19 protein-coding genes are annotated in these 20,927 nt (G+C 71.1%); 13 read left to right on the top strand and 6 right to left on the bottom strand.

The genetic code is table 11. The annotated features are described in order from the left end of the window. Positions 1–8 precede the first annotated feature (8 nt). Positions 9–1,127 carry a transglycosylase SLT domain-containing protein gene (locus tag GEV10_03005; protein MQA77444.1) on the top strand — a complete coding sequence of 373 codons (1,119 nt, stop codon included), beginning with the start codon at positions 9–11 and terminating at the stop codon, positions 1,125–1,127. A gap of 62 nt (positions 1,128–1,189) precedes the next feature. Further along, on the top strand, positions 1,190–2,209 hold the full coding sequence (locus GEV10_03000) for a ferrochelatase (GenBank protein MQA77443.1): 1,020 nt from the start codon (positions 1,190–1,192) through the stop codon (positions 2,207–2,209). A 70-nt stretch (positions 2,210–2,279) separates the two neighbouring features. Here the strand turns inward: GEV10_03000 and GEV10_02995 are convergent, their stop codons facing one another. Continuing rightward, the gene (locus GEV10_02995) at positions 2,280–3,437 is read right to left on the bottom strand and encodes a nucleoside hydrolase (protein MQA77442.1); all 1,158 of its coding nucleotides are present in this window, start codon (positions 3,435–3,437) and stop codon (positions 2,280–2,282) included. Positions 3,438–3,671: 234 nt separating this feature from the next. Here GEV10_02995 and GEV10_02990 point away from each other — a divergent pair, with 234 nt between their 5' ends. The 3 genes from GEV10_02990 to GEV10_02980 all read left to right on the top strand — a co-directional run bounded on the left by GEV10_02990 (position 3,672) and on the right by GEV10_02980 (position 7,072). Continuing rightward, entirely contained in the window at positions 3,672–5,687 is a 2,016-nt protein-coding gene (locus GEV10_02990) for a prolyl oligopeptidase family serine peptidase (protein ID MQA77441.1), read from the top strand. A gap of 282 nt (positions 5,688–5,969) precedes the next feature. Then, a complete protein-coding gene (locus GEV10_02985; protein ID MQA77440.1) occupies positions 5,970–6,266 on the top strand; it encodes a DUF4193 family protein in 297 nt (98 codons plus the stop codon). A gap of 50 nt (positions 6,267–6,316) precedes the next feature. Beyond that, complete coding sequence (locus tag GEV10_02980) at positions 6,317–7,072, top strand: hypothetical protein (protein ID MQA77439.1); 756 nt, start codon at positions 6,317–6,319, stop codon at positions 7,070–7,072. A gap of 9 nt (positions 7,073–7,081) precedes the next feature. Here the strand turns inward: GEV10_02980 and GEV10_02975 are convergent, their stop codons facing one another. Both GEV10_02975 and GEV10_02970 read right to left on the bottom strand, forming a co-directional pair. After that, on the bottom strand, positions 7,082–7,381 hold the full coding sequence (locus tag GEV10_02975; GenBank protein ID MQA77438.1) for a DUF4235 domain-containing protein: 300 nt from the start codon (positions 7,379–7,381) through the stop codon (positions 7,082–7,084). A 55-nt stretch (positions 7,382–7,436) separates the two neighbouring features. After that, positions 7,437–7,895 (bottom strand): DUF3093 family protein, encoded by a 459-nt coding sequence (locus GEV10_02970; GenBank protein MQA77437.1) that lies wholly within the window; start codon positions 7,893–7,895, stop codon positions 7,437–7,439. A 54-nt stretch (positions 7,896–7,949) separates the two neighbouring features. On the opposite strand from GEV10_02970, the gene GEV10_02965 reads away from it, so the two are divergent. From GEV10_02965 to GEV10_02950, 4 genes are all read left to right on the top strand, one after another. Next, complete coding sequence (locus tag GEV10_02965) at positions 7,950–8,417, top strand: dUTP diphosphatase (GenBank protein MQA77436.1); 468 nt, start codon at positions 7,950–7,952, stop codon at positions 8,415–8,417. 54 nt (positions 8,418–8,471) lie between these two features. After that, positions 8,472–9,311: a DUF3710 domain-containing protein gene (locus tag GEV10_02960; GenBank protein ID MQA77435.1), complete on the top strand. Its 840-nt coding sequence runs from the start codon at positions 8,472–8,474 to the stop codon at positions 9,309–9,311. Between the two features lie 73 nt (positions 9,312–9,384). Beyond that, a complete protein-coding gene (locus GEV10_02955; protein ID MQA77434.1) occupies positions 9,385–9,777 on the top strand; it encodes a DNA-binding protein in 393 nt (130 codons plus the stop codon). Beyond that, complete coding sequence (locus GEV10_02950) at positions 9,777–10,493, top strand: DUF3159 domain-containing protein (GenBank protein MQA77433.1); 717 nt, start codon at positions 9,777–9,779, stop codon at positions 10,491–10,493. Before GEV10_02955 ends, GEV10_02950 begins: the two co-directional genes overlap by 1 nt. Positions 10,494–10,504: 11 nt before the next feature. On the opposite strand, the gene GEV10_02945 is transcribed toward GEV10_02950, so the two are convergent. Beyond that, positions 10,505–11,173 (bottom strand): TrkA family potassium uptake protein, encoded by a 669-nt coding sequence (locus GEV10_02945; protein MQA77432.1) that lies wholly within the window; start codon positions 11,171–11,173, stop codon positions 10,505–10,507. A 2-nt stretch (positions 11,174–11,175) separates the two neighbouring features. After that, positions 11,176–11,841, bottom strand: coding sequence for a TrkA family potassium uptake protein (locus tag GEV10_02940; protein MQA77431.1), 666 nt, complete (start codon positions 11,839–11,841; stop codon positions 11,176–11,178). Positions 11,842–11,930: 89 nt separating this feature from the next. On the opposite strand from GEV10_02940, the gene GEV10_02935 reads away from it, so the two are divergent. Together GEV10_02935 and GEV10_02930 are read left to right on the top strand one after the other, a co-directional pair. Continuing rightward, complete coding sequence (locus tag GEV10_02935) at positions 11,931–13,955, top strand: amino acid permease (protein MQA77430.1); 2,025 nt, start codon at positions 11,931–11,933, stop codon at positions 13,953–13,955. Then, on the top strand, positions 13,948–15,120 hold the full coding sequence (locus GEV10_02930) for a TRAM domain-containing protein (protein ID MQA77429.1): 1,173 nt from the start codon (positions 13,948–13,950) through the stop codon (positions 15,118–15,120). The genes GEV10_02935 and GEV10_02930 overlap by 8 nt, the downstream gene beginning before the upstream one ends. A gap of 120 nt (positions 15,121–15,240) precedes the next feature. On the opposite strand, the gene GEV10_02925 is transcribed toward GEV10_02930, so the two are convergent. Then, entirely contained in the window at positions 15,241–15,789 is a 549-nt protein-coding gene (locus tag GEV10_02925; GenBank protein MQA77428.1) for a hypothetical protein, read from the bottom strand. Positions 15,790–15,963: 174 nt separating this feature from the next. On the opposite strand from GEV10_02925, the gene acnA reads away from it, so the two are divergent. Beyond that, positions 15,964–18,762: an aconitate hydratase AcnA gene (gene acnA, locus GEV10_02920; GenBank protein MQA77427.1), complete on the top strand. Its 2,799-nt coding sequence runs from the start codon at positions 15,964–15,966 to the stop codon at positions 18,760–18,762. A gap of 135 nt (positions 18,763–18,897) precedes the next feature. After that, positions 18,898–20,796, top strand: coding sequence for a 1-deoxy-D-xylulose-5-phosphate synthase (gene dxs, locus GEV10_02915; GenBank protein MQA77426.1), 1,899 nt, complete (start codon positions 18,898–18,900; stop codon positions 20,794–20,796). Positions 20,797–20,927 lie beyond the last annotated feature (131 nt).

The following is a 20,927-nucleotide window of genomic DNA, read 5'->3' as shown; positions in this document are numbered from 1 at the left end:
GAGCGTACATGAGCGCGACGCGGGCGACGGTGAGCGTGGTGGTCGCCGTCGCGTGTGTCGCGACGCTGGCCGTCGGCACCGCCGTCGCCGTCACCGGCACCATGCCGTCTCGCGTCGCGTCGCCCGGCCCGCCGTCACCGTCGCCGTCGCCGATGCCCACGACCGGGGCACCGGGGAACGGGGGAGTTGCGCCGCTGAACCGGGTCGTCGCGCCCGACCTGCTCGTTACCTCACCGGCGCCGATCGATGCCCCCGCGATGCGCCGGCTGGGACGTGTCGCCGGGGTCACCGAGACCCTCCGCGTCGCCGCGGGAACGGTCGGCGTCGGGTCGGGCAGCGCCGTCGTGCTCGGCGTCGAGCCGTCCACCTTCCGGGCCTGGACACCGCTCGCGTCGGCCAAGTCGGACGCGCTCTGGCGTGCGCTCGCCGAGGAGCAGCTCGTGCTGACCTTCGAGGCCCGCGAGGCCCGCGGCCTCACGCTCGGCGACACCTATGCGGTGACGGCCGAGCGGGCGCTGCCGCTGCGGCTCGGCGCACTCGCCGCGCTCGACCTGCCCCGCGTGGGCGGGCTCGTGACCTCCTCCACGGCACGCGGGCTCGGGCTGACCGACGGTGGGGCGGTCCTCGTCAACGCCCCGGCCGCCACCGCGGGCACTCCGAGCGCCGTGCGCAAGGCTCTCGGCCCCCGCGCCCGGGTGACGGCCGTCCGCGCGCCGCGGTCCGAGCCGGCGGAGCCGACGCCCACCGGTGAGCCCGGCACCTACCGCGAGCTGTACGAGCGGGCGGCATCGCGTTGTCCCGGGCTGTCCTGGGCGGTCCTCGCCGCGATCGGGCAGGTCGAGAGTGACCACGGACGCAACATGGGCCCGTCGACCGCGGGCGCGCTCGGTCCGATGCAGTTCCTGCCCTCGACCTGGCGGTCGTTCGGCGTCGACGGCAACGGCGACGGCCGGCGCGACATCTGGGACCCGTACGACGCGGTGCCGGCCGCCGCCGACTACCTCTGCGAGCACGGCGCGGGCCGCGGCGGGGCGGGACTGTCCACCGCGGTCTTCGCCTACAACCACTCCGACAGCTACGTGCGGCAGGTGCTCGACCTCGCCGAGGCGTACGCCGGATCGAGCTGACGCGGGCCGTGCGGTACACGTCACTTCGCAGTGACCGCGCACACGGTGCTTTCATGGAGCACATGAGCTCCCACGGCTACGACGCCGTCCTCCTCGTCTCCTTCGGCGGGCCCGAGGGTCCCGACGACGTGATGCCGTTCCTGGAGAACGTCACGCGCGGACGCGACGTACCGCGCGAGCGGCTGCTCGAGGTCGCCGAGCACTACCACCACTTCGGCGGGGTCAGCCCCATCAACGGGCAGTGCCGCGAGCTGCTCGCGGCCGTCGGAGCCGACTTCGAGACCAACGGCATCGACCTCCCGCTCTACTGGGGCAACCGCAACTGGGACCCGCTGCTCACCGACACGATGCGGCAGATGGCCGACGACGGCGTCGGCAGGGCGCTCGCGTTCGTCACGTCGGCCTACTCCTCGTACTCGTCGTGCCGCGTCTACCGCGAGGACATCGAGGCGGCCAGGGCGGAGGTGGGTCCCGGCGCGCCCGTCGTCGACAAGATCCGCCCGTTCTACGACCACCCGGGATTCGTCGAGCCGATGGTCCGCGCGACCCGTGACTCGCTGCTCGAGCTGCCGGCGGACGAGAGGGCCGGCGCGCGGCTGGTGTTCGTCGCCCACAGCATCCCGATCGCGATGTCCGACGCCAGCGGCCCCACCGGAGGCGCGTACCCGGCGCAGGTGACCGAGACGGCCAGGCTCGTCGCGCAGGCCGTCGGGCAGTACGACTGGGACGTCGCGTGGTGCAGCCGCAGCGGCCCGCCGAGCCAGCCGTGGCTCGAGCCCGACGTCTGCGACCACCTCGTGACACTCCATGACAAGGGTGTGCGCGCGGTCGCGATCATCCCGGTCGGGTTCGTCTCCGACCACATGGAGGTCGTCTTCGACCTCGACACCGAGGCCCTCGGCGAGGCCCGGAAGCTCGGCATGCACGCCGTGCGCGTCCCCGCCGTCGGCACGGCTCCCGAGTTCGTCTCGATGGTGCGCGAGCTGGTGCTCGAACGGACCCACCCGGCGACGCCACGGCGGGCACTCGGTCGGCTCGGCCCTTCCTGGGACCGCTGCGCGCCCGACTGCTGCCGCTCCTGACGGCGCCGCCGCGGCCGCGAGGTGGAACCCCCGATCCGCGGCGGGGGGACGCCCGCGGACCGGGGGTGGCTCAGCGGCGCATCAGGCTGATGTAGAGATCCCAGAACCTCTTCTGGTCGATCTCGAGGAGAATGTCGGCCTGCTGCGTGCCGACGGGGAAGTCGTCGGGGTTGTCGAGCGAGCGGTTGCGGCTCGGGCCGTAGCCCATCGAACGCCCGTAGTTCGGACCGTAGGTGGAGTCGACGTCGACGTAGCGCTTCTCGACCTTGGTCGCGAGGTCCGGCTCGAGGAAGATCGCGGCGGTCAGGGCGTCCCAGACGAAGCTCGTGTCCTCCGGGTCCTCGGCGAAGCCGGGACCGTGCAAGTCCTTGAACATCTTCTTGATCGGCGTCTCGCGGCCGGCGACGATGCGGTCGTACTCCGCCTTCGAGTAGGTGACGGTCTCGCACACGTCGAGCGGCACGATCGTCTGCTTCTCGAACGGGGTGCGGACGGCCATCTTCGCCGCCTCGGGGTCGAACCACCAGTTGAACTCGGCCGCGGGCGAGGTGTTGCCCGGCACGTCGAAGGCGCCGCCCATGTAGATGACGTCCTTGACGAGCGGGACGATCTCCGGGTGCTCCTTCATCGCCAGCGTGACGTTGGCGGCGGGGCCGAGCGCGAACAGCGTGACCTGGTGCGGGTGCTTCTTCACCTGGTCGACGATGAACTTCACCGCGGTGCCCTTGGCGGGCCTGGTCTTCGGGTAGCCGCCGTACGGAGGTTCGGCGAGGTCGCGGTACGAGCGCGGCCGCTCCCGGGAGAACGCGCCGGTGTACTCGATGTTGCCGAAGAGATCCTGCTCGGCAGCCAGTTGCTGCTGGCGGGACGCGTTGAGCGGCTCGCCGGCACCGACAATGACCGGGATGTCGGTGCGCTTGATCAGCTCGAGCTGCCGGAGGCCGTACGCGGTGCCCTCCTCGGCCCAGGTGTTGCCCGCGACGATTGTCACGCCGAGCACGTCGACCGAGGGGGAGTTCGCGAGCATGAACAGGGCGACGGCGTCGTCGTTCAGCTCACCCATGTCGGCGTCGACGATGACCTTCTTGGTCTTCGCCCCGGTGGTGTCCCCGGTCGGGGCGGCGACCGGTCGGACGTCAGGGGCCGTGGGGGCGGTGGCGGCGTGCGCCGCTCCTGGCACCGCGACGAGGATCGCGAGGACGAGTGCCGAGAACCGACCGATCCGCATGACCGCGCTCCTTTGGGCAGGACGTCGCAACCGGGGCAACTCGTGTTGACAACACGAGTTGCACCAAGGTTGCGCGTCCCGGCTACGCGGGGCAACGGGCCGGTGACGCTCGTTATCAACTCGTTACCAAAGTCGGGAACGTCCGACACGAAGCGTGGTCGGCGCCCGACGCGGTAGCGTCGCCGACGTCCGTGAGACCCCGACACGAGGAGCCCGACGGTGGCCGACGACGCCGTGTCCACGCCGTTTCACGACCTGTCGGCGTACGCCGCGCTCCCGCGCGTCTCGTCGCTCGTCCTCTCGCCCGACGGCGCCAGGCTCGTGGCGACGGTGTCGGTGCTGTCCACCGACGAGAAGAGCTACGTGAGCTCGCTCTGGGAGGTCGACGTCGCCGGCGAGCGGCCCGCGACCCGGTTGACGCGGTCGACGAAGGGGGAGTCGGCACCGGCGTTCTCGCCGGACGGTGGGCTGCTGTTCGTGAGTGACCGGCCGGACCCGGGCGACGCCGACGGCGCCGAGCAGGCGGCGGGGCTGTGGCGGCTGCCCGCCGGCGGCGGAGAGGCCGAGCGGCTCGTCACCCGTGCCGGTGGGGTCTCCGGGGTGGGCGTGGCGGCGGAGGCCGGCACCGTCGTGGTCGCGGCCGGCGTCCTCCCCGGCGCCGTGGACGGCGACGACACCGAACGCCGCAGGGAGCGCAGGGACAGGAGCGTCAGCGCGATCCTGCACACCTCGGCGCGGGTCAGGTACTGGGACCACGACCTCGGGCCCGACGAGCCGCATCTCCTCGCGGTCGACGGCCTCACGTCGCCCGACCTGGCAGTCGGCCTGCGCGATCTCACGGCGGAGCCCGGCCGCGCCCTCGACGAGGCGTCGTTCGACGTCGCGAGGGACGGTCGGTGGCTGGTGACCTCGTGGAAGGTGCCGCACGGTCACGACGAGGTGCGCGTCCAACTGCGCACGGCCGACCTGGTCACGGGCGAGACGCGCGTGCTGCTCGACGACGAGAGGTTCAGCTACGAGCACCCCGCGATCTCGCCCGACGGCCGGTGGGTGGCCGCCGTGCGCGAGACCCGGCCCACCTACGACGAGCCGGCCGACCTGACGCTGGTGGTGGTGCCGGCCGACGGGGGACAGGAACGCGACCTGTTGCCCGACCTCGACCGCTGGCCGGGCGGCCCGGTGTGGTCGCACGACGGAGCGGCGGTGCTCACCACCACCGACGAGACCGGCCGCGGGCGGATCGTCCGGGTCGACCTCGGGTCGGGGGCCGTCACCGCGCTCACCGGCGACGACGGCGTCTACGCCGCGCTGCAACCGTCACCCGACGGCAGCGATCTCTACGCCCTCCGCACCACTGTCGACGAGCCCGCGACGCCGGTGCGTCTCGACCCGGCGCTGCCCGACCAGCGTCCGGAGCGGCTGCGCGGCCCGGCCGAGCGTCCGGCGCTGCCCGGCACGCTGACCGAGGTCGAGACCACCGCGGACGATGGGTGCCCGCTGCGCGCCTGGCTGGCGCTGCCGCACGGCGCGGGTCCCGAGCGGCCGGCGCCGATGCTGCTCTGGGTGCACGGCGGTCCCGCGGCGTCCTGGAACCAGTGGCAGTGGCGGTGGAACCCCTGGCTGATGGTGGCCCGCGGCTACGCCGTCCTGCTCCCCGACCCGGCGCTGTCGACGGGTTACGGCATCGACTTCCACCGGCGCGGCTGGGGCACGTGGGGCGAGCGTCCCTACACCGACCTCATGGCGGTCACCGACGCGGTCGTCGCGCGCCCCGACATCGATGCCGGCCGGACGGCGGCGATGGGCGGGTCGTTCGGCGGGTACATGGCCAACTGGATCGCGACGCAGACCGACCGCTTCACGGCGATCGTCACGCACGCGAGCCTGTGGGCGCTGGACGAGTTCTGCGGCACGACCGACCTGCCCGCGTACTGGCGGAGCCAGTTCGGCGACCCGCTCGAACAGCCTGATCGCTACGAGCGCAACTCGCCGCACCGGCACGCCGGCCGGATCACCACGCCGATGCTGGTGATCCACGGTGACAAGGACTACCGGGTGCCGATCGGTGAGGGGCTGCGGTTGTACTCCGACCTGGTCCACCACGGCGTCGACGCCACGTTCCTCTACTACCCCGACGAGAACCACTGGATCCTGAAGCCGGGCAACGCGGCGGTCTGGTACGACACCGTCTTCGCCTTCCTCGCCCACCACGTGCTCGGCGAGGAGTGGCGTCGCCCCGCCTCCCTCTGACCGGTGATCGCGGAACTACTGCGTGGCGTTGGTCACATGCCTTCCCGTCGCGTTTCGCGCAGGACGTCCGCGCTGGCCGAGGGCGTCGTTCCTGATCACGCCGCTGGCCGATTCGGTGGTGTGAGGCAAAGCACTACGGGTAGACGTCCACGAGTCGATACCTGGCTGTGCCGGAGCGGGCGCATGGTGCACAATCTCTGCGCCGGGCTGGGCACAAACCGCCGCCGCCACGCGTTACACCCTCCGCGCTGGGGTTTCCGACGACATTCGGGGAGACGAGATATGGCCACCGACTACGACGCACCACGCAAGTCCGACGAGGAGATGAACGAAGACAGTATCGAGGAGCTCAAGGCTCGGCGCCGCGAGAAGTCCGCGGTCGCCGTCGAAGACGAGGCCGAACTGGCCGAGAGCTTCGAGCTGCCGGGTGCCGACCTGTCCAACGAGGAGCTGAGCGTTCGCGTTCTTCCTCGGCAGGCAGACGAGTTCACCTGCTCCCGCTGCTTCCTCGTCCACCACCGCAGCCAGCTCGCGCAGGCGAAGAAGGGGCAGCTCGTCTGCCGCGACTGCGCGGCCTGACCTACACCATGACGGCCAAGCAGCCCACCGACGGCGGCGACGACCGCGGCATCACCGCCGCGGCGTCCGGCGCCGATGCGCACGACGACCTCGCCGAGGCCGTCGAGCGGCTGACCGACCCCGATCAGCCGCTCGAGCCGAAGCAGCGTCGCAAGCTCATCGGCACCGTGGTCTCGTCCGTCGGCAGGGGTGCGCGCTCGGCGCGTGCCAAGGGCGGCGTGGTCGGCTGGATGATCGGCGTGCTCGAGGGTGTCTCCCCGCGGCTGCGCGTCCGTGACCTCGACACCCTGCGCGCGCACCACCACGGGCTGACCGGCGAGGCACTCGCCGACTCCCTCGTCGAGAACGCCTCGCGCGGCTCGGCCGTCGTCGGAGCGGCCGGCGGCGCCGTGGCGGCCGTCGAGTACGCCGCCCCGCCCACCCTGCTCACCGCTCCGGTCCAGATCGTCGCCGAGACGGTGATCATCTCGGCGATCGAGATCAAGCTCATCGCCGAGCTGCACGAGGTCTACGGCGTGCGGGTGCACGGCACGGGGCGTCAGCGCGGCCTCGCCTACCTGCAGGCCTGGGGACGTCAGCGCGGCGTGAGCCCGCTGCAGCCCGGCTCCGTCACGGCCGTCCTCGGTGCCGGTGCGCGCCGCGAGCTGCGGCAGCGCCTGCTCGCCCGCCTCGGCCGCAACCTGACGACCCTGGGCCCCCTGCTGACCGGCGCGGTCGCCGGTGCGTACCTGAACCGCCGTGGCACCAAGCGCTTGGCCGACGCGATCCGCGACGACCTCAGGGGTCGCACGCTGGACGTCGACTGACGGGTCTCGTCAGTCGAGCTCTTCCTTGATCTCGCGGAAGACCGCCGGCAGGTCGCCGGTGACCCGGCGCCATGCCTTGGCCGCCTCGCGGGTGGCGAAGAGGCGCGCGAGGCCCATGGTGACGCCGGTGGCGACGGCCCAGAGGACCGCCTCACGCATCGCGACCTCGGGGGAGTCGGGGTTCTCCGGCGGCGCGTTGCCGGTCGACTTGGTCCAGGCGAGCTCGAGGATCTTGCGGGCCGCGACGCCGGCCCCGAGGGCGGCGAGCCCGCTGACGACTTTCCATCCGATGTCGGACTTGCCCGCCATACGCTGGTCGCCTCCCGACGTCTGAGTCAGCTGTCCGTCCAGTGTGGCAGAGGCCTCACCGGTCGGTACGGCAACCCACTGCGGCCGCGAGGTCGTCAGCGCGGCGGCTGGAGACGAGAAGGTAGCCGGGGAGGTCGCCGTCGGCGTCGGTCGTGACGTGCACGACGCGGGCCACGTAGCCGCGGACGATCATCACCGCCGACCCGTCGGGTCGGTCGACGAGCACGCGTCGCGCGTCGGCGCGGTCGAGCACGCGGACGCCGGTGACGTGGTCGAGCGGTATCCGGTGGACGCCGACGCGCAGGACGTCGCCGTCGATCCGGATCGGTACCGCCCAGCGGATCAGGAGGGAGGCGACGAGTCCGCCGAGCGCGGCGTAGATGACGACGGCGACCATCGGGCCGAAGCCGAGGTGCAGCTCGGCGCCGAGCACCGCGATGACGGCCGCGGCGATCGGCCACCACCACCACGGGACCCACAGGCGTTCGTCGAAGGCCCGCTGTTCCTTCTCCACCGCGTCAGCGTGTCAGGTGGGCGGGTGCGGTCCCGCGTCGGGTAGACAGGCACGGTGACCGTCGACGTCCTGATCCGCCGCCTCCAGCCCGACGTCCCGCTGCCCGCGTACGCGCATCCCGGCGACGCCGGTGCCGACCTGACCACCAACGAGGACGTCACCCTCGCCCCCGGCGAGCGCGCCACCGTCGGCACGGGGATCGCCCTGGCCCTGCCGGACGGCTACGCCGCCTTCGTCCATCCCCGGTCGGGACTTGCCGCCAGGCTCGGGATCACGCTGGTCAATGCACCGGGCACGGTCGACGCGGGTTACCGTGGGGAGATCCGGGTGACGCTCATCAACACCGACGGGCACGAGACCGCACGCTTCCGTCGCGGTGACAGGATCGCGCAGCTCGTCGTCCAACAGGTGGAACGGATCCGCCTGCACGAGGTCGAGCGGTTGCCCGGGAGCGACCGCGGCGACGGCGGCCACGGGTCGACGGGTGGGTTCACCGATCCGGCGGCACCGGTCGCGCGATAGCCTGCGGCACGCGAGCCGTACCAACCGCACGGCCGTACCAACGGAAAGGGCAACGTGATCTTCCGACGCCGTCGCGCTCGGCGAGAGCGTGCCGAAGAGGCAGCCGCGAACGGTCCCGTCGACGACGAGCTGACCGATGACACCGACGCTGCGGACGACGACGCCGGCGAGGTCACCGCCGACGCCGACGACTCGACGCCTGACGAGGACGACGCGGGCGAGACGCGCGACGATTCCGACGATGACGACGACGCCGCGGACGAGGACGCGTCGCCGAGCTCGGAGACCGGCCCCTGGGACATCCACGACGACTTCCCCGAGGTCGAGCGCCTCGACCTCGGGGCGATCCGGGTGCCGGTCGTCGACGGGTTCGAGATCCAGGTGCGCATGGAGGACGACGAGGTCGTCGCGGCGACCGTGCTGCACGGGGAGAGCGGGCTGGAGATCATGGCGTGCGCGGCGCCGAAGACCGGCGGCCTCTGGGACGACCTGCGCACGGAGATGATCAAGGGACTCAAGGGCTCGGGTGGCCGGGTGGTCGTGGTCGACGGGACCTTCGGACGCGAGCTCCTCGCCGAGGTGCCGGTCACCGGGCCTGACGGCCAGCAGGGCACGCAGCACATCAGGTTCGTCGGGATCGACGGGCCGCGCTGGTTCCTGCGCGGGGCGTTCTCCGGGCGCGCGGTGGACGAGCCGCGGCAGGCCAAGCCGCTCGAGGACATCCTCCGCGGTTGCGTCGTGAGCAGGGGCCAGCAGGCGATGGCGCCCAGGGAGCTGATCCCGCTGGAGCTGCCGCGCGAGGCGCGCGAGGCCCTCGGTCTCTCCACGAGCACCGAGGAGGAGCCCACCAACAGGTTCAAGTCGGCGGCTCGCCGTCCAGGCGTGGCTGGGTAGCATGGACGACGCGGGCTCGACGCGGTGACAGGAATGCGTCACCGGGCCCGCTGCACGTTTCTCGGGGAGCCTGATGTCACGCCGTGAGGCACGTCGACCGGGGTTCGCGGGACGACTGAGGCGCCTGTTCTCCCCGACGGCCGAGCTCGACGCCGAGGAGCTCAAGGAGACCACGGAGGAGCTCGGCGCCACCCCGGTCCGCCAGTGCTCGGACAGGTGCCGTTACGTCGTGGCGGGCACCGTGCGTACGGTGACGATGCAGCCGCGCGGCGGTGCGCCGTCTCTCGAGGCCGAGCTCTACGACGGGTCGGACGTCCTGACCGTGGTCTGGCTCGGCCGGCGACGCATCCACGGCATCGAACCCGGGCGCCGGCTGCGGGTCGACGGCCTGGTGGCGACCACCACCGACGGGCGGCTTGTCATGTACAACCCCAAATACGAGCTGATGGTGGGACGACCGAGCTGATGACCGGACAGCACACGGGTCGCGAGCCCGACGCCGAGACCGCCGTCGCCGGCGACGAGCGCGACGACACCGCGCCGGACGCCGACTCCCCGTCGTCTGCGGAGCAGCAGCGCAGGTCGTTGCTCAACGCCGTGGGTGGCGGGCGCGGCGCGCTCGAGACCAGCGTGCCCGGCCTGGCGTTCGTCACCATCTTCGCGATCTGGAACGAGATCAGGCTCGCCGCGGTCGTCGCCGCGGGCCTCGGCGTCGTCCTGCTGCTCATCAGGCTGGTGCGCAGGGAGACCGTCCAGTACGCGGTAGGCGGCTTCGCCGGCGTCCTGATCGCCGGTCTGTTCGCGGCGAGCACGGGCGACGCGACGAACTACTTCCTGCCCAGCATCCTCAAGAACCTCGGCTTCGCCGTCCTGTACGGCGCCTCGGTGCTGGTCAAGTGGCCGTTGCTCGGGGTCCTGATCGGCCCGCTGTTGAAGGAGAACTTCGCCTGGCGGCAGCACCCGGCGCGGCGGCGTGTCTACGCCCAGGCCACCCTCGTCTGGGCGGCCATGTTCGTGCTGCGCCTCGGCGTGATGCTGCCGCTGTTCCTGCTCGACCAGACCGTCGCCCTCGGCGTCGCCGGCGTCGCACTCGGCTGGCCGGTGTTCGCGGTGGTCGCGTGGCTCACCTGGATGCTGATCAGGCGCGTTCCGCCGGTCGTCCCCCCGGCGACCGCCTCCTAGCGCCCAGGACGCTAGTCGCGCTGGTTGCGGTGGAGGAGCTCGTCGAGCTGCTCCTCGACCTCCTCCGTCGTCACGAGCAGCAGCTCGTCACCGGCTTCGAGCGTGTCGTCCCCGCTCGGGACGAGCACGCGTCCGCCACGGAGGATGGCGACCAGGGCGGTGTCGGACGGCCAGTCGACGGTGCTGACCTTCTCGCCGACCAGGCCGGAGCTCTCGGCGAGGGTGGTCTCGACGAGGTTGGCGTTGCTCTGCCGGAAGGTCATCAGCCGGACGAGGTCGCCGACCGACACGGCCTCCTCGACGAGGGCGCAGAGCATGCGGGGCGTGGAGACCGCGACGTCGACACCCCAGGAGTCGTTGAAGAGCCACTCGTTGTCGGGGTGGTTGACCCGCGCGACCGTGCGGGGCACGCCGAACTCGGTGCGTGCGAGGAGGGAGACGACGAGGTTGACCTTGTCGTCTCCGCTCGCGGCGACGACCACGTGGCACCGGTTGAAGGCAGCCTCGTCGAGCGAGGAGATCTCGCAGGCGTCCGCCAGCAGCCACTCGGCGCGGGGGACCGAGTCGACCCGGATGGCGCGGGGGTCCTTGTCGATGAGCAGGACCTCGTGGCCGTTCTCGAGCAGCTCCGTGGCGATCGACCTGCCGACGGCTCCCGCTCCGGCGATCGCGACCCGCATGCTCACTCGCCTCCCGCCGGCGGCTTGCCGAGAGCACCCGTGACGTCGGCCTGAGCCGTGCCGGCCACGACCGCGTGCACCATGTCGTCCTCCTGGATAGTGGTCCCGCCCGTCGGCACCACGGCCTCGCCCATCCTGCTGATGCACGCGACGCGGCAGCCGACGGTGTCCTCGAGCGAGGCCACGGTCGAGCCGACCCAGCCGGGGTGGACGGGGATCTCGACCATGACCACGTGGCCGTGAGCCTCCTGCCACTCGGGCTCGTTGCCCTCCGGTACGAGCCGGCGCAGGATGCGGTCGGTGGTCCACTGCACCGTGGCGACGGTGGGGATGCCGAGCCGCTGGTACACCTCGGCGCGGCGGGGGTCGTAGATGCGGGCGACGACGTTCTCGACGTTGAAGGTCTCGCGCGCGATCCTGGCGGTGATGATGTTCGAGTTGTCGCCGCTGCTCACGGCCGCGAAGGCATGTGCCTGCTCGATCCCGGCCTCCACCAGGACGTGGCGGTCGAAGCCGTACCCCTCCACTCGCTTGCCCTCGAAATGGCTGCCCAACCGGCGGAACGCGGTGGTGTTCATGTCGATGATGGCCACCGAGTGACCACGTTGCTCGAGGGTCTGGGCGAGCAAGGAACCCACGCGGCCGCAGCCGAGGATGACGCAGTGCACGACTGTCCCTTCGCCTCCGGTGCTGGCTCCAGACGCTACACGCTCGGCCGCCCGAGCGGCCTCCGGTGGTACCGCTAGCCTGGGGTGTTGTGCCCAGCGCTGTCCATGCCCTGAAGAGGCTGGTGGTCGGTCGACCACGCCGCTCCGAGCAGCTACACGAGACCCTCCTGTCGAAGCGCATCGCACTTCCGGTGTTCGCGAGCGACCCACTCTCGTCGGTTGCCTACGCCCCGGACGAGATCTTCATCATGCTCTCGATCGCCGGGCTGACCGCCTACTCGTACTCCTGGAAGGTCGGCCTCGCGGTCGTCGTCGTCATGTTCACGGTCGTCGCGTCGTACCGGCAGAACGTGCACGCGTACCCGAGCGGCGGCGGCGACTACGAGGTCGCGGGGACGAACCTCGGTAACCGGTTCGGGAAGGTCGTCGCCAGTGCGCTGCTGGTCGACTACGTCCTGACGGTCGCGGTGTCGATCTCCTCCGGTGTGCAGAACGCGGCCGCGGCGATGCCGTTCATACGCGGTCACGAGACATGGGTGGCCGTCGGGCTCGTCGTGCTGCTCATGGCGATGAACCTGCGGGGCATCAAGGAGGCGGGAACGGCGTTCGCCGTCCCGACGTACCTCTTCGTCACCGCGGTCATGGGCATGATCGCGTGGGGGTTCGGCCGGTATCTCCTGGGTGACCTGCCGCAGGCCGAGAGCGCCAGGTTCACCGTGGCGCCCGATCCGGGGTTCGTCGAGGGCTTCACGGGCCTCGCCGCCGTCTTCCTGATCCTGCGCACCTTCTCGTCGGGGTCGGCGGCCCTGACCGGCGTCGAGGCGATCAGCAACGGTGTGCCTGCCTTTCGCAAGCCGAAGAGCCGCAACGCGGCGACCACGCTGCTGCTGATGGGTGTCATCGCCGTCACGATGGAGATGGGCATCCTCGGCCTCGCCAACCTCACCAACCTCCGGTACGTGGACCCCGAAGACGCCGCACACAAACTGCTGCTCGGCGGAGAGCCGGTGGGCGACGGCTACACCCAGACCACCGTGATGGGGCAACTCGGCCATGCCGTGTTCGACAACTTCCCGCCGGGCTTCTACTTCCTCATCGCCGCCACGGGCGTGATCCTGATCCTCGCCGCGAACACCGCGTTCAGCGGGTTCCCGGTGCTGGGCTCGATCCTGGCGCGCGACGGATACCTGCCCAAGCAGCTGCACACCAGGGGTGACAGGCTCGCGTTCAGCAACGGCATCGTGCTCCTCGCCGGCGCCGCGATCGTCCTGATCGTCGCGTTCGACGCCGAGGTGACCCGGCTCATCCAGCTGTACATCGTCGGGGTGTTCGTGTCGTTCACGGTGAGCCAGACCGGCATGGTGCGGCACTGGACCCGGCTGCTACGCACCGAACGGTCGCCGGACGTCCGGCGGCGCATGCAGCGGTCGCGGGCGATCAACGCGTTCGGCCTGTGCATGACCGGCACGGTCCTGGTGATCGTGCTGGTCACCAAGTTCACCCACGGCGCGTGGATCGCGATCGCCGCGATGTTCGTGCTGTACCTGCTGATGAGCGGCATCCAACGGCACTACGGGCGGGTCAATGCGGAGCTGACTCCCGACGAGGACGAGGACACGACGCTGCCCTCGCGGGTCCACGCGATCGTGCTGGTCTCGCGCATCCACCGTCCCGCGCTGCGCGCCGTGTCGTACGCCCGCGCGACGCGGCCGGACGTCCTCGAGGCCGTGTCGGTCCAGGTCGACCCCGAGGAGACCCGGCGGTTGCAGGAGGAGTGGGACCGGCTCGGCCTGCCGGTGCGGCTCAAGGTGCTCGACTCCCCCTACCGCGAGATGACGCGTCCGTTCGTCGACTACCTCAGGACGATCAGGCGGTCCAGCCCGCGCGACGTCGTCACGGTGTTCCTGCCCGAGTACGTCGTGGGTCACTGGTGGGAGCAGGTGCTGCACAACCAGAGCGCGCTGCGGCTGAAGGCGCGACTGCTGTTCGAGCCCGGCATCATGGTCACCAACGTGCCGTGGCAGCTCAGCTCGTCCCACCGCATCGTCGGTCGCCTCGAGCGCGAGGCCGAGCTCGCGGCGACGGAGCATCATCCTGCGGACACCCGTGAGTGAGGTCGGTGACGTCCTCGAGCTGGCGGTCGACACCGTCGCGCACGGCGGTTGGTGCGTCGCCAGGCATGACGGCATGGTCGTGTTCGTCAGGCACGCGCTGCCCGGGGAACGTGTCCGGGCGCGGGTCACGGACCGGCGTAAGGCCTTCCTGCGCGCGGACTGCGTCGAGGTGCTCGCCGCGTCTCCCGACCGGGTCGAGCCGCCGTGTGCGTACGCACGACGGTGCGGCGGCTGCGACTGGCAGCACGTGACGCCCGCCGAGCAGCGCGCGCTCAAGGCCGCGGTCGTCGAGGAGCAGCTGCGCAGGCTCGCCGGCGTCGAGCTGCCGGTCGAGGTCGAGGAGGTGCCGGGCGCACCAGACGGCCTCGGCTGGCGCACGCGGGTGACGTTCGGTGTCGACCACATGGGACACGCCGGTTTTCTCGCGCACCGGTCGCACGACGTGGTGCCGGTCGACCGCTGCGTCATCGCCCACCCCGCGGTCGAGGCCCTCGGCGTCGAGGGTCGCTCGTGGCCGGGTGTCCGGCAGGTCGAGGTCGCGGCGTCGGCGACGTCGGGGGAGTCGGTCGTCCGTCCGACGCCGGGCCCGGCGCCGCGCGATCTCGTGCACGAGCAGGCGGCGGGCCGTACCTGGCAGGTGACGGGGACCGGCTTCTGGCAGGTGCACCCCGGCGCCTCCGACGTCCTCGTCGACGCGGTGCTCGCCGCGCTCGACCCGCGTGACGGAGAGTCCGCGCTCGACCTGTACGCGGGGGTCGGCCTGTTCGCCGGCGCTCTCGCGGCACGCCTCGGACCCGGCGGCCGGGTCACCGCGGTGGAGTCGGGCCGTGCCGCCGTCCGCGACGCTCGGGCCAACCTCGCCGACGTGCCGACGGTGACGGTGCGCGCGGGGGACGTCGAGCAGGTGCTGCGGCGACTCCGGCTGCGACGCGCCGACCTCGTCGTGCTCGACCCGCCGCGGCGGGGTGCGGGGCGGGCCGTGGTGGACCTCCTCGCGCGCATCGAGACCAGGCGAGTCGCGTACGTGGCCTGCGATCCGGCCGCCCTCGCCAGGGACGTGCGGTACTACCAGGACCGCGGCTGGCGGCTGACCGGACTGCGCGCGTTCGACCTGTTCCCGATGACCCACCACGTCGAATGCGTCGCCCTGCTGGAGCCGAGCTGACACGTCGGTGTGGGCAGCGCTTCACCTCACGGACGTGGACTTCACCTCGTCCCTGCACGAGGTGAAGCCCCTGCTGATCACGTTGACGTGATCAGCAGGGAGCGCCCCGGGCTGGTGCGGCTAGTCGGCCGACGCGGCCTGGCCGACGGCGCGCCGGTCGGACTCGATGAGGATCTCCCGGTCGGGCATGGCGCGCAGCGAGGCGTGAGCGTCGCCGCTGCCCCAGGGGTCGACGTCGACGGAGGTCAGTGCGAGCAGGAGTCCCCACAGCGCCATCAGGAAGAAGACGATGTAGTTGACCCCGGAGAAGCCGATCGTGTTCTCGGTGAGCCAGGTCGGCAGGCCCGCCACGGCCTGCTCCTCGTGCGCGAGCATCGGGGCGGCCGCGGCGACGACCGCGGCGACGATGAACACGACGAGGGCGAAGCCGCCGAAGCCCTTGGCGGAGCGCGGTGACCGGGCGGCGCCGATGGCGAGCACGGCCATCACGAGGTGGAACACGTCGATGCCGATGTGCTCGCCGAGGATCCATCCGGGCAGGTCGAGCTGGTGGAACGCGAGGCCGGCGATGCCGAGCACGAGCAGCGACACGCCCATGATGAGGGCGAGGACTCGCGGGGCCGGCAGGAAGCTGTGTCCCGTCGTGCCCGGGGCCTTCTTCGGAGTCATCGGCTCTCCCACGTCCTCACAGGGTCTGCGATCAGGAGACTATCGACAACCCGCACCCCCGCGCGCACGGACACCCGACCCGCGCTGGTATCTTGATGTCGAGACAAGTTTGCCGGGTGCTCCCGCCGGGTACGACCCTGGCGGGGAGCACAGGACTCGAGGCCGAGAGGGTTGGTGCACGACATGGCGGTCAACAGCTACGGGGCCCGGAGCACGCTTCGAGTAGGTGAGCGCGACCTCGAGATCTACCGCCTCGACGCCGTGTCGGGGGCGGACGACCTCCCGTACAGCCTCAAGGTCCTGCTCGAGAACCTGCTGCGCACCGAGGACGGGGCCAACGTCACCGCGGACGACATCGCGGCGCTCGCCGCCTGGGACCCGGCGAGCACGCCGAGTCGCGAGATCCAGTACACCCCCGCCCGGGTGCTGCTGCAGGACTTCACCGGAGTGCCCGCGATCGTCGACCTGGCGGCCATGCGCCAGGCGATGACCGAGCTCGGCGGCGACCCGGCCAGGATCAACCCGCTCGCTCCCGTGGAACTGGTGATCGACCACTCCGTCGTCGCCGACTTCTTCGGCGTGCACGACGCGATCGACCGCAACATCGCGCTGGAGTTCGAGCGCAACGAGGAGCGCTACCAGTTCCTCAAGTGGGGCCAGCAGGCGTTCGACAACTTCCGCGTCGTGCCCCCGAACACCGGCATCGTGCACCAGGTCAACATCGAGTACCTCGCCCGCGTGGTGTTCGAGCGCGACGGCGTCGCGTACCCCGACACCCTCGTCGGCACCGACTCCCACACCACGATGGTCAACGGCCTCGGCGTGCTCGGCTGGGGTGTCGGCGGTATCGAGGCCGAGGCCGCGATGCTCGGCCAGCCGGTCAGCATGCTGATCCCGCGTGTCGTCGGCTTCAAGCTCACCGGTGAGCTGCCCGAGGGCGCGACGGCGACCGACCTCGTCCTCACGATCACCGAGATGCTGCGCCGCCACGGCGTGGTCGGCAAGTTCGTGGAGTTCTACGGTCCCGGCGTCGGCAACGTCCCGCTCGCCAACCGCGCCACGATCGGCAACATGAGCCCCGAGTACGGCTCCACCTGCGCGATCTTCCCGATCGACCAGGAGACCATCGAGTACCTCAGGCTCACCGGCCGATCCGCCGAGCAGCTCGCCCTCGTCGAGGCGTACGCCAAGGAGCAGGGCATCTGGCACCGGCCCGACCGCACACCCAGGTTCTCCGAGACCCTGGAGCTCGACCTCGGCTCCGTGGTGCCGAGCATCGCCGGCCCGAAGCGTCCGCAGGACCGCATCTCGCTGTCCGACGCGAAGGCGACCTTCCGCAACGTGCTGACCGACTACACCGACGGCTCCGTCACCAACGGGCCGGCGCAGTCCGCGGTCGACGAGGCGGTGGAGGAGACGTTCCCCGCGTCCGACCCGACCGCGCACGCCGAGCACGAGAACGGCAAGGGCGCACCGCGCGAGACCGTCTCGGCCGCGGCGACCGCCGACGGCCGCCCGAGCAACCCTGTGCGGGTGCGCCTGGACGACGGCGGGGAGTTCGAGCTCGACCACGGAGCCGTGGTCATCGCCGCCATCACCTCGTGCACCAACACCTCGAACCCGCAGGTGATGGTGTCGGCCGCCCTGATCGCGAAGAAGGCCGTCGAGTACGGCCTCTCCCGCAAGCCGTGGGTCAAGACGACACTGGCACCCGGGTCGAAGGTCGTCATGGACTACTACGACCGTGCGGGCCTCACGCCGTACCTCGACAAGCTCGGCTTCAACCTCGTCGGCTACGGCTGCACGACGTGCATCGGCAACTCCGGTCCGCTGCAGGACGAGATCAGCCAGGCGGTCAACGACGGCGACCTCGCGGTCGCGTCGGTGCTGTCGGGCAACCGGAACTTCGAGGGCCGCATCAACCCCGACTGCAAGATGAACTTCCTCGCATCGCCACCGCTCGTCGTCGCGTACGCGCTCGCGGGGTCGATGGACATCGACATCACGCGTGACCCGCTGGGCACGAGCTCCGACGGCACGCCGGTCTACCTCTCCGACCTGTGGCCGTCGAACCACGAGGTCGACGAGGTCATCGCGTCCGCGCTGCAGTCGGAGATGTTCACGCGCGACTACGCCGACGTCTTCAAGGGCGACGACCAGTGGAACTCCCTCGCCATCCCCGAGGGCAAGATCTTCGAGTGGGACGAGCAGTCGACCTACGTGCGCCGCCCGCCGTACTTCGACGGCATGCCGGCCGAGCCGCAGCCGCTGAAGGACATCAGCGGTGCCCGCGTGCTCGCCTGGGTCGGCGACTCGGTGACGACCGACCACATCTCCCCGGCCGGCTCGATCAAGCCGGACAGCCCCGCGGGGGACTACCTGAGCGAGCACGGCGTCGAGCGCAGGTCGTTCAACTCCTACGGCTCGCGTCGCGGCAACCACGAGGTGATGATCCGCGGCACGTTCGCCAACATCCGGCTCCGCAACAAGCTGCTCGACGGCGTCGAGGGCGGGTTCACCAGGGACCTCACCACCGGTGAGCAGGCGACGATGTACGACGCCTCGGTCGCGTACGTCGAGCGGGGCACGCCGCTGGTGATCCTCGCCGGCAAGGAGTACGGGTCCGGCTCGTCTCGCGACTGGGCGGCGAAGGGCACGCTGTTGCTCGGCGTGCGCGCCGTGATCGCCGAGTCGTACGAGCGGATCCACCGGTCCAACCTGATCGGCATGGGCGTGCTCCCGCTGCAGTACCAGGACGGCGAGTCGGCCGAGTCGCTCGGGCTCACCGGCGACGAGACGTTCGACATCACCGGCGTCGAGGGTGCCGACGAGATTCCGCGCGAGGTGCGGGTGAAGGCCGGTGACACCGAGTTCACCGCCACGCTCCGCATCGACACACCGGGTGAGGCCGACTACTACCGGCACGGCGGCATCCTGCAGTACGTGCTGCGGTCGCTCCGCGACCAGGGCTGAGTGCGCAGGGGCTGACGGGCCGCACGCGGTAAACCTCGTGCGGCCGGCAGCCGTCGCTAGACTCGGCGGAGGAGAACGGGCCCCGTTCCCCGGTTGTTCTGTCGAGTTCGTCGACGCCGAGAGGGTGACGTCTGCGTGAGTGTGCTCGCATCTGTGCGCGGCCCCGCCGACCTGAGGTCTCTCGACGAGGCGCAGCTCGTCGAACTCCGACGCGAGATCCGCGAGGTGCTCGTCGACGAGGTCACGCACACCGGCGGCCACCTCGGGCCCAACCTCGGTGTGGTCGAGCTCACGATCGCGTTGCACCGCGTGTTCGACTCGCCACACGACCGCATCCTCTTCGACGTCGGCCACCAGGCGTACGTGCACAAGATGCTGACCGGTAGGCAGGACGGCTTCCGGTCCCGCACCCTGCGGAAGCGCGGTGGCCTCTCCGGCTACCCGAGCCGGCAGGAGTCCGAGCACGACGTCATCGAGAACTCCCATGCGTCGACGGCGCTTTCCTACGCCGACGGGCTGGCCGCGGCCTACGCGCTACGTGGGGAGGACCGCGACGTCGCGGTGGTCGTCGGCGACGGCGCGCTCACCGGCGGCATGTCGTGGGAGGCCCTCAACAACATCGCGGCGGAGAAGGACCGCAGGATCGTCATCGTCGTCAACGACAACGGGCGCTCGTACGAGCCGACGCACGGCGGGTTCGCGGAGTACCTCGCCGGACTGCGCACCAACCCGAAGTACGAGCAGATGCTGGCGCTCATCAAGGACACGCTCGAACGCACCCCGCTGGTGGGTTCAGCGCTGTACGACGCACTGCACGGCATCAAACGCGGACTCAAGGACGCCGTGAGCCCGCAGGGCCTCTTCGAGGACCTCGGGCTGAAGTACGTCGGACCGGTCGACGGGCACGACGTGGCGGCGGTCGAGTCGGCGCTGCGCAAGGCGCGCAGGTTCGGCGGACCCGTCATCGTCCACTGCGTCACGCAGAAGGGGCGCGGCTACGCCATCGCCGAGGAGGACGAGCAGGACTGCCTGCACCAGATCCGCAAGACCGACCAGCCGAAGACCTGGACCGACGTGTTCGGCGAGGAGCTCGTCGCCGTGGCCGACGAACGTGCGGACGTCGTCGGCGTCACCGCGGCCATGCTTCACTCGACCGGGCTGGCGGCACTGGCCGAGCGGCATCCCGACCGCGTCTACGACGTCGGCATCGCCGAGCAGCACGCGGTCACCAAGGCGGCCGGGCTCGCCATGGGCGGACTGCACCCGGTGGTCGCGATCTATGCCACGTTCCTCAACCGGGCGTTCGACCAGGTGCTGATGGACGTCGCCCTGCACCGGCTGCCCGTCACGTTCGTGCTCGACCGGGCGGGCGTCACGGGCGAGGACGGTGCCAGCCACAACGGCATGTGGGACCTGTCGGTGCTCCAGGTCGTGCCCGGCCTGCGCATCGCCGCTCCGCGCGACGGCATCCGTGTCCGTGACCTGTTCCGCGAGGCCGTCGGCGTCTCCGACGGGCCGACCGTCGTCCGCTTCCCCAAGGCCGCCATCGGCGGCGACCTCGACGCGATCGAGCGGGTGGGCGAGACCGACGTGCTGCACCGTGACGGCGACCGCGACGTGCTGCTCGTCGCCGTCGGCGCGATGGCGGCCACGGCGATGGACGCCGCGGAGCGCCTGGCGGCGCAGGGACTCGGCGTCACCGTGGTCGACCCGCGCTGGGTCAAGCCGGTCGACCCCGCACTCGTCGAGATGGCCGGCGGCTACGGCCTCGTCGCGGTGCTCGAGGACAACGGCCGCACCGGCGGCGTCGGCGCCACGCTCGGCCAGGCGATCGGCGACGCGGGCATCGAGGTGCCCGTCCGCGCATTCGGCATCCCGCCACGCTTCCTCGACCACGCGAAGCGTGCCGAGGTACTCGCCGAGATCGGCCTCACCGCGCAGGACGTCGCCCGTGAGATCGTCGGCGCCCTGGGCCGCTCCGGCCGACTGGCGCCGTACACCGAGCCACGTGCCACGGCAGGGCCGCCACGTTGATCACGTTAACCTCGGTCTTTCACACCTGGTGGGGCGACACGGGGTGTGGTGATGCGAAAGTGCCTTGTCTGCAAGGGAAACTGGGACTTGTCGACGGTCCTGTTGCTCTTGGAGAAAGGCACTTCGCGGGT

This window comes from Streptosporangiales bacterium (assembly GCA_009379955.1).
GTDB lineage: Bacteria > Actinomycetota > Actinomycetes > Streptosporangiales > WHST01 > WHST01.
Note: the sequence above shows the minus strand (reverse complement) of the source record. Positions and strands in the feature narration are given on the sequence as shown.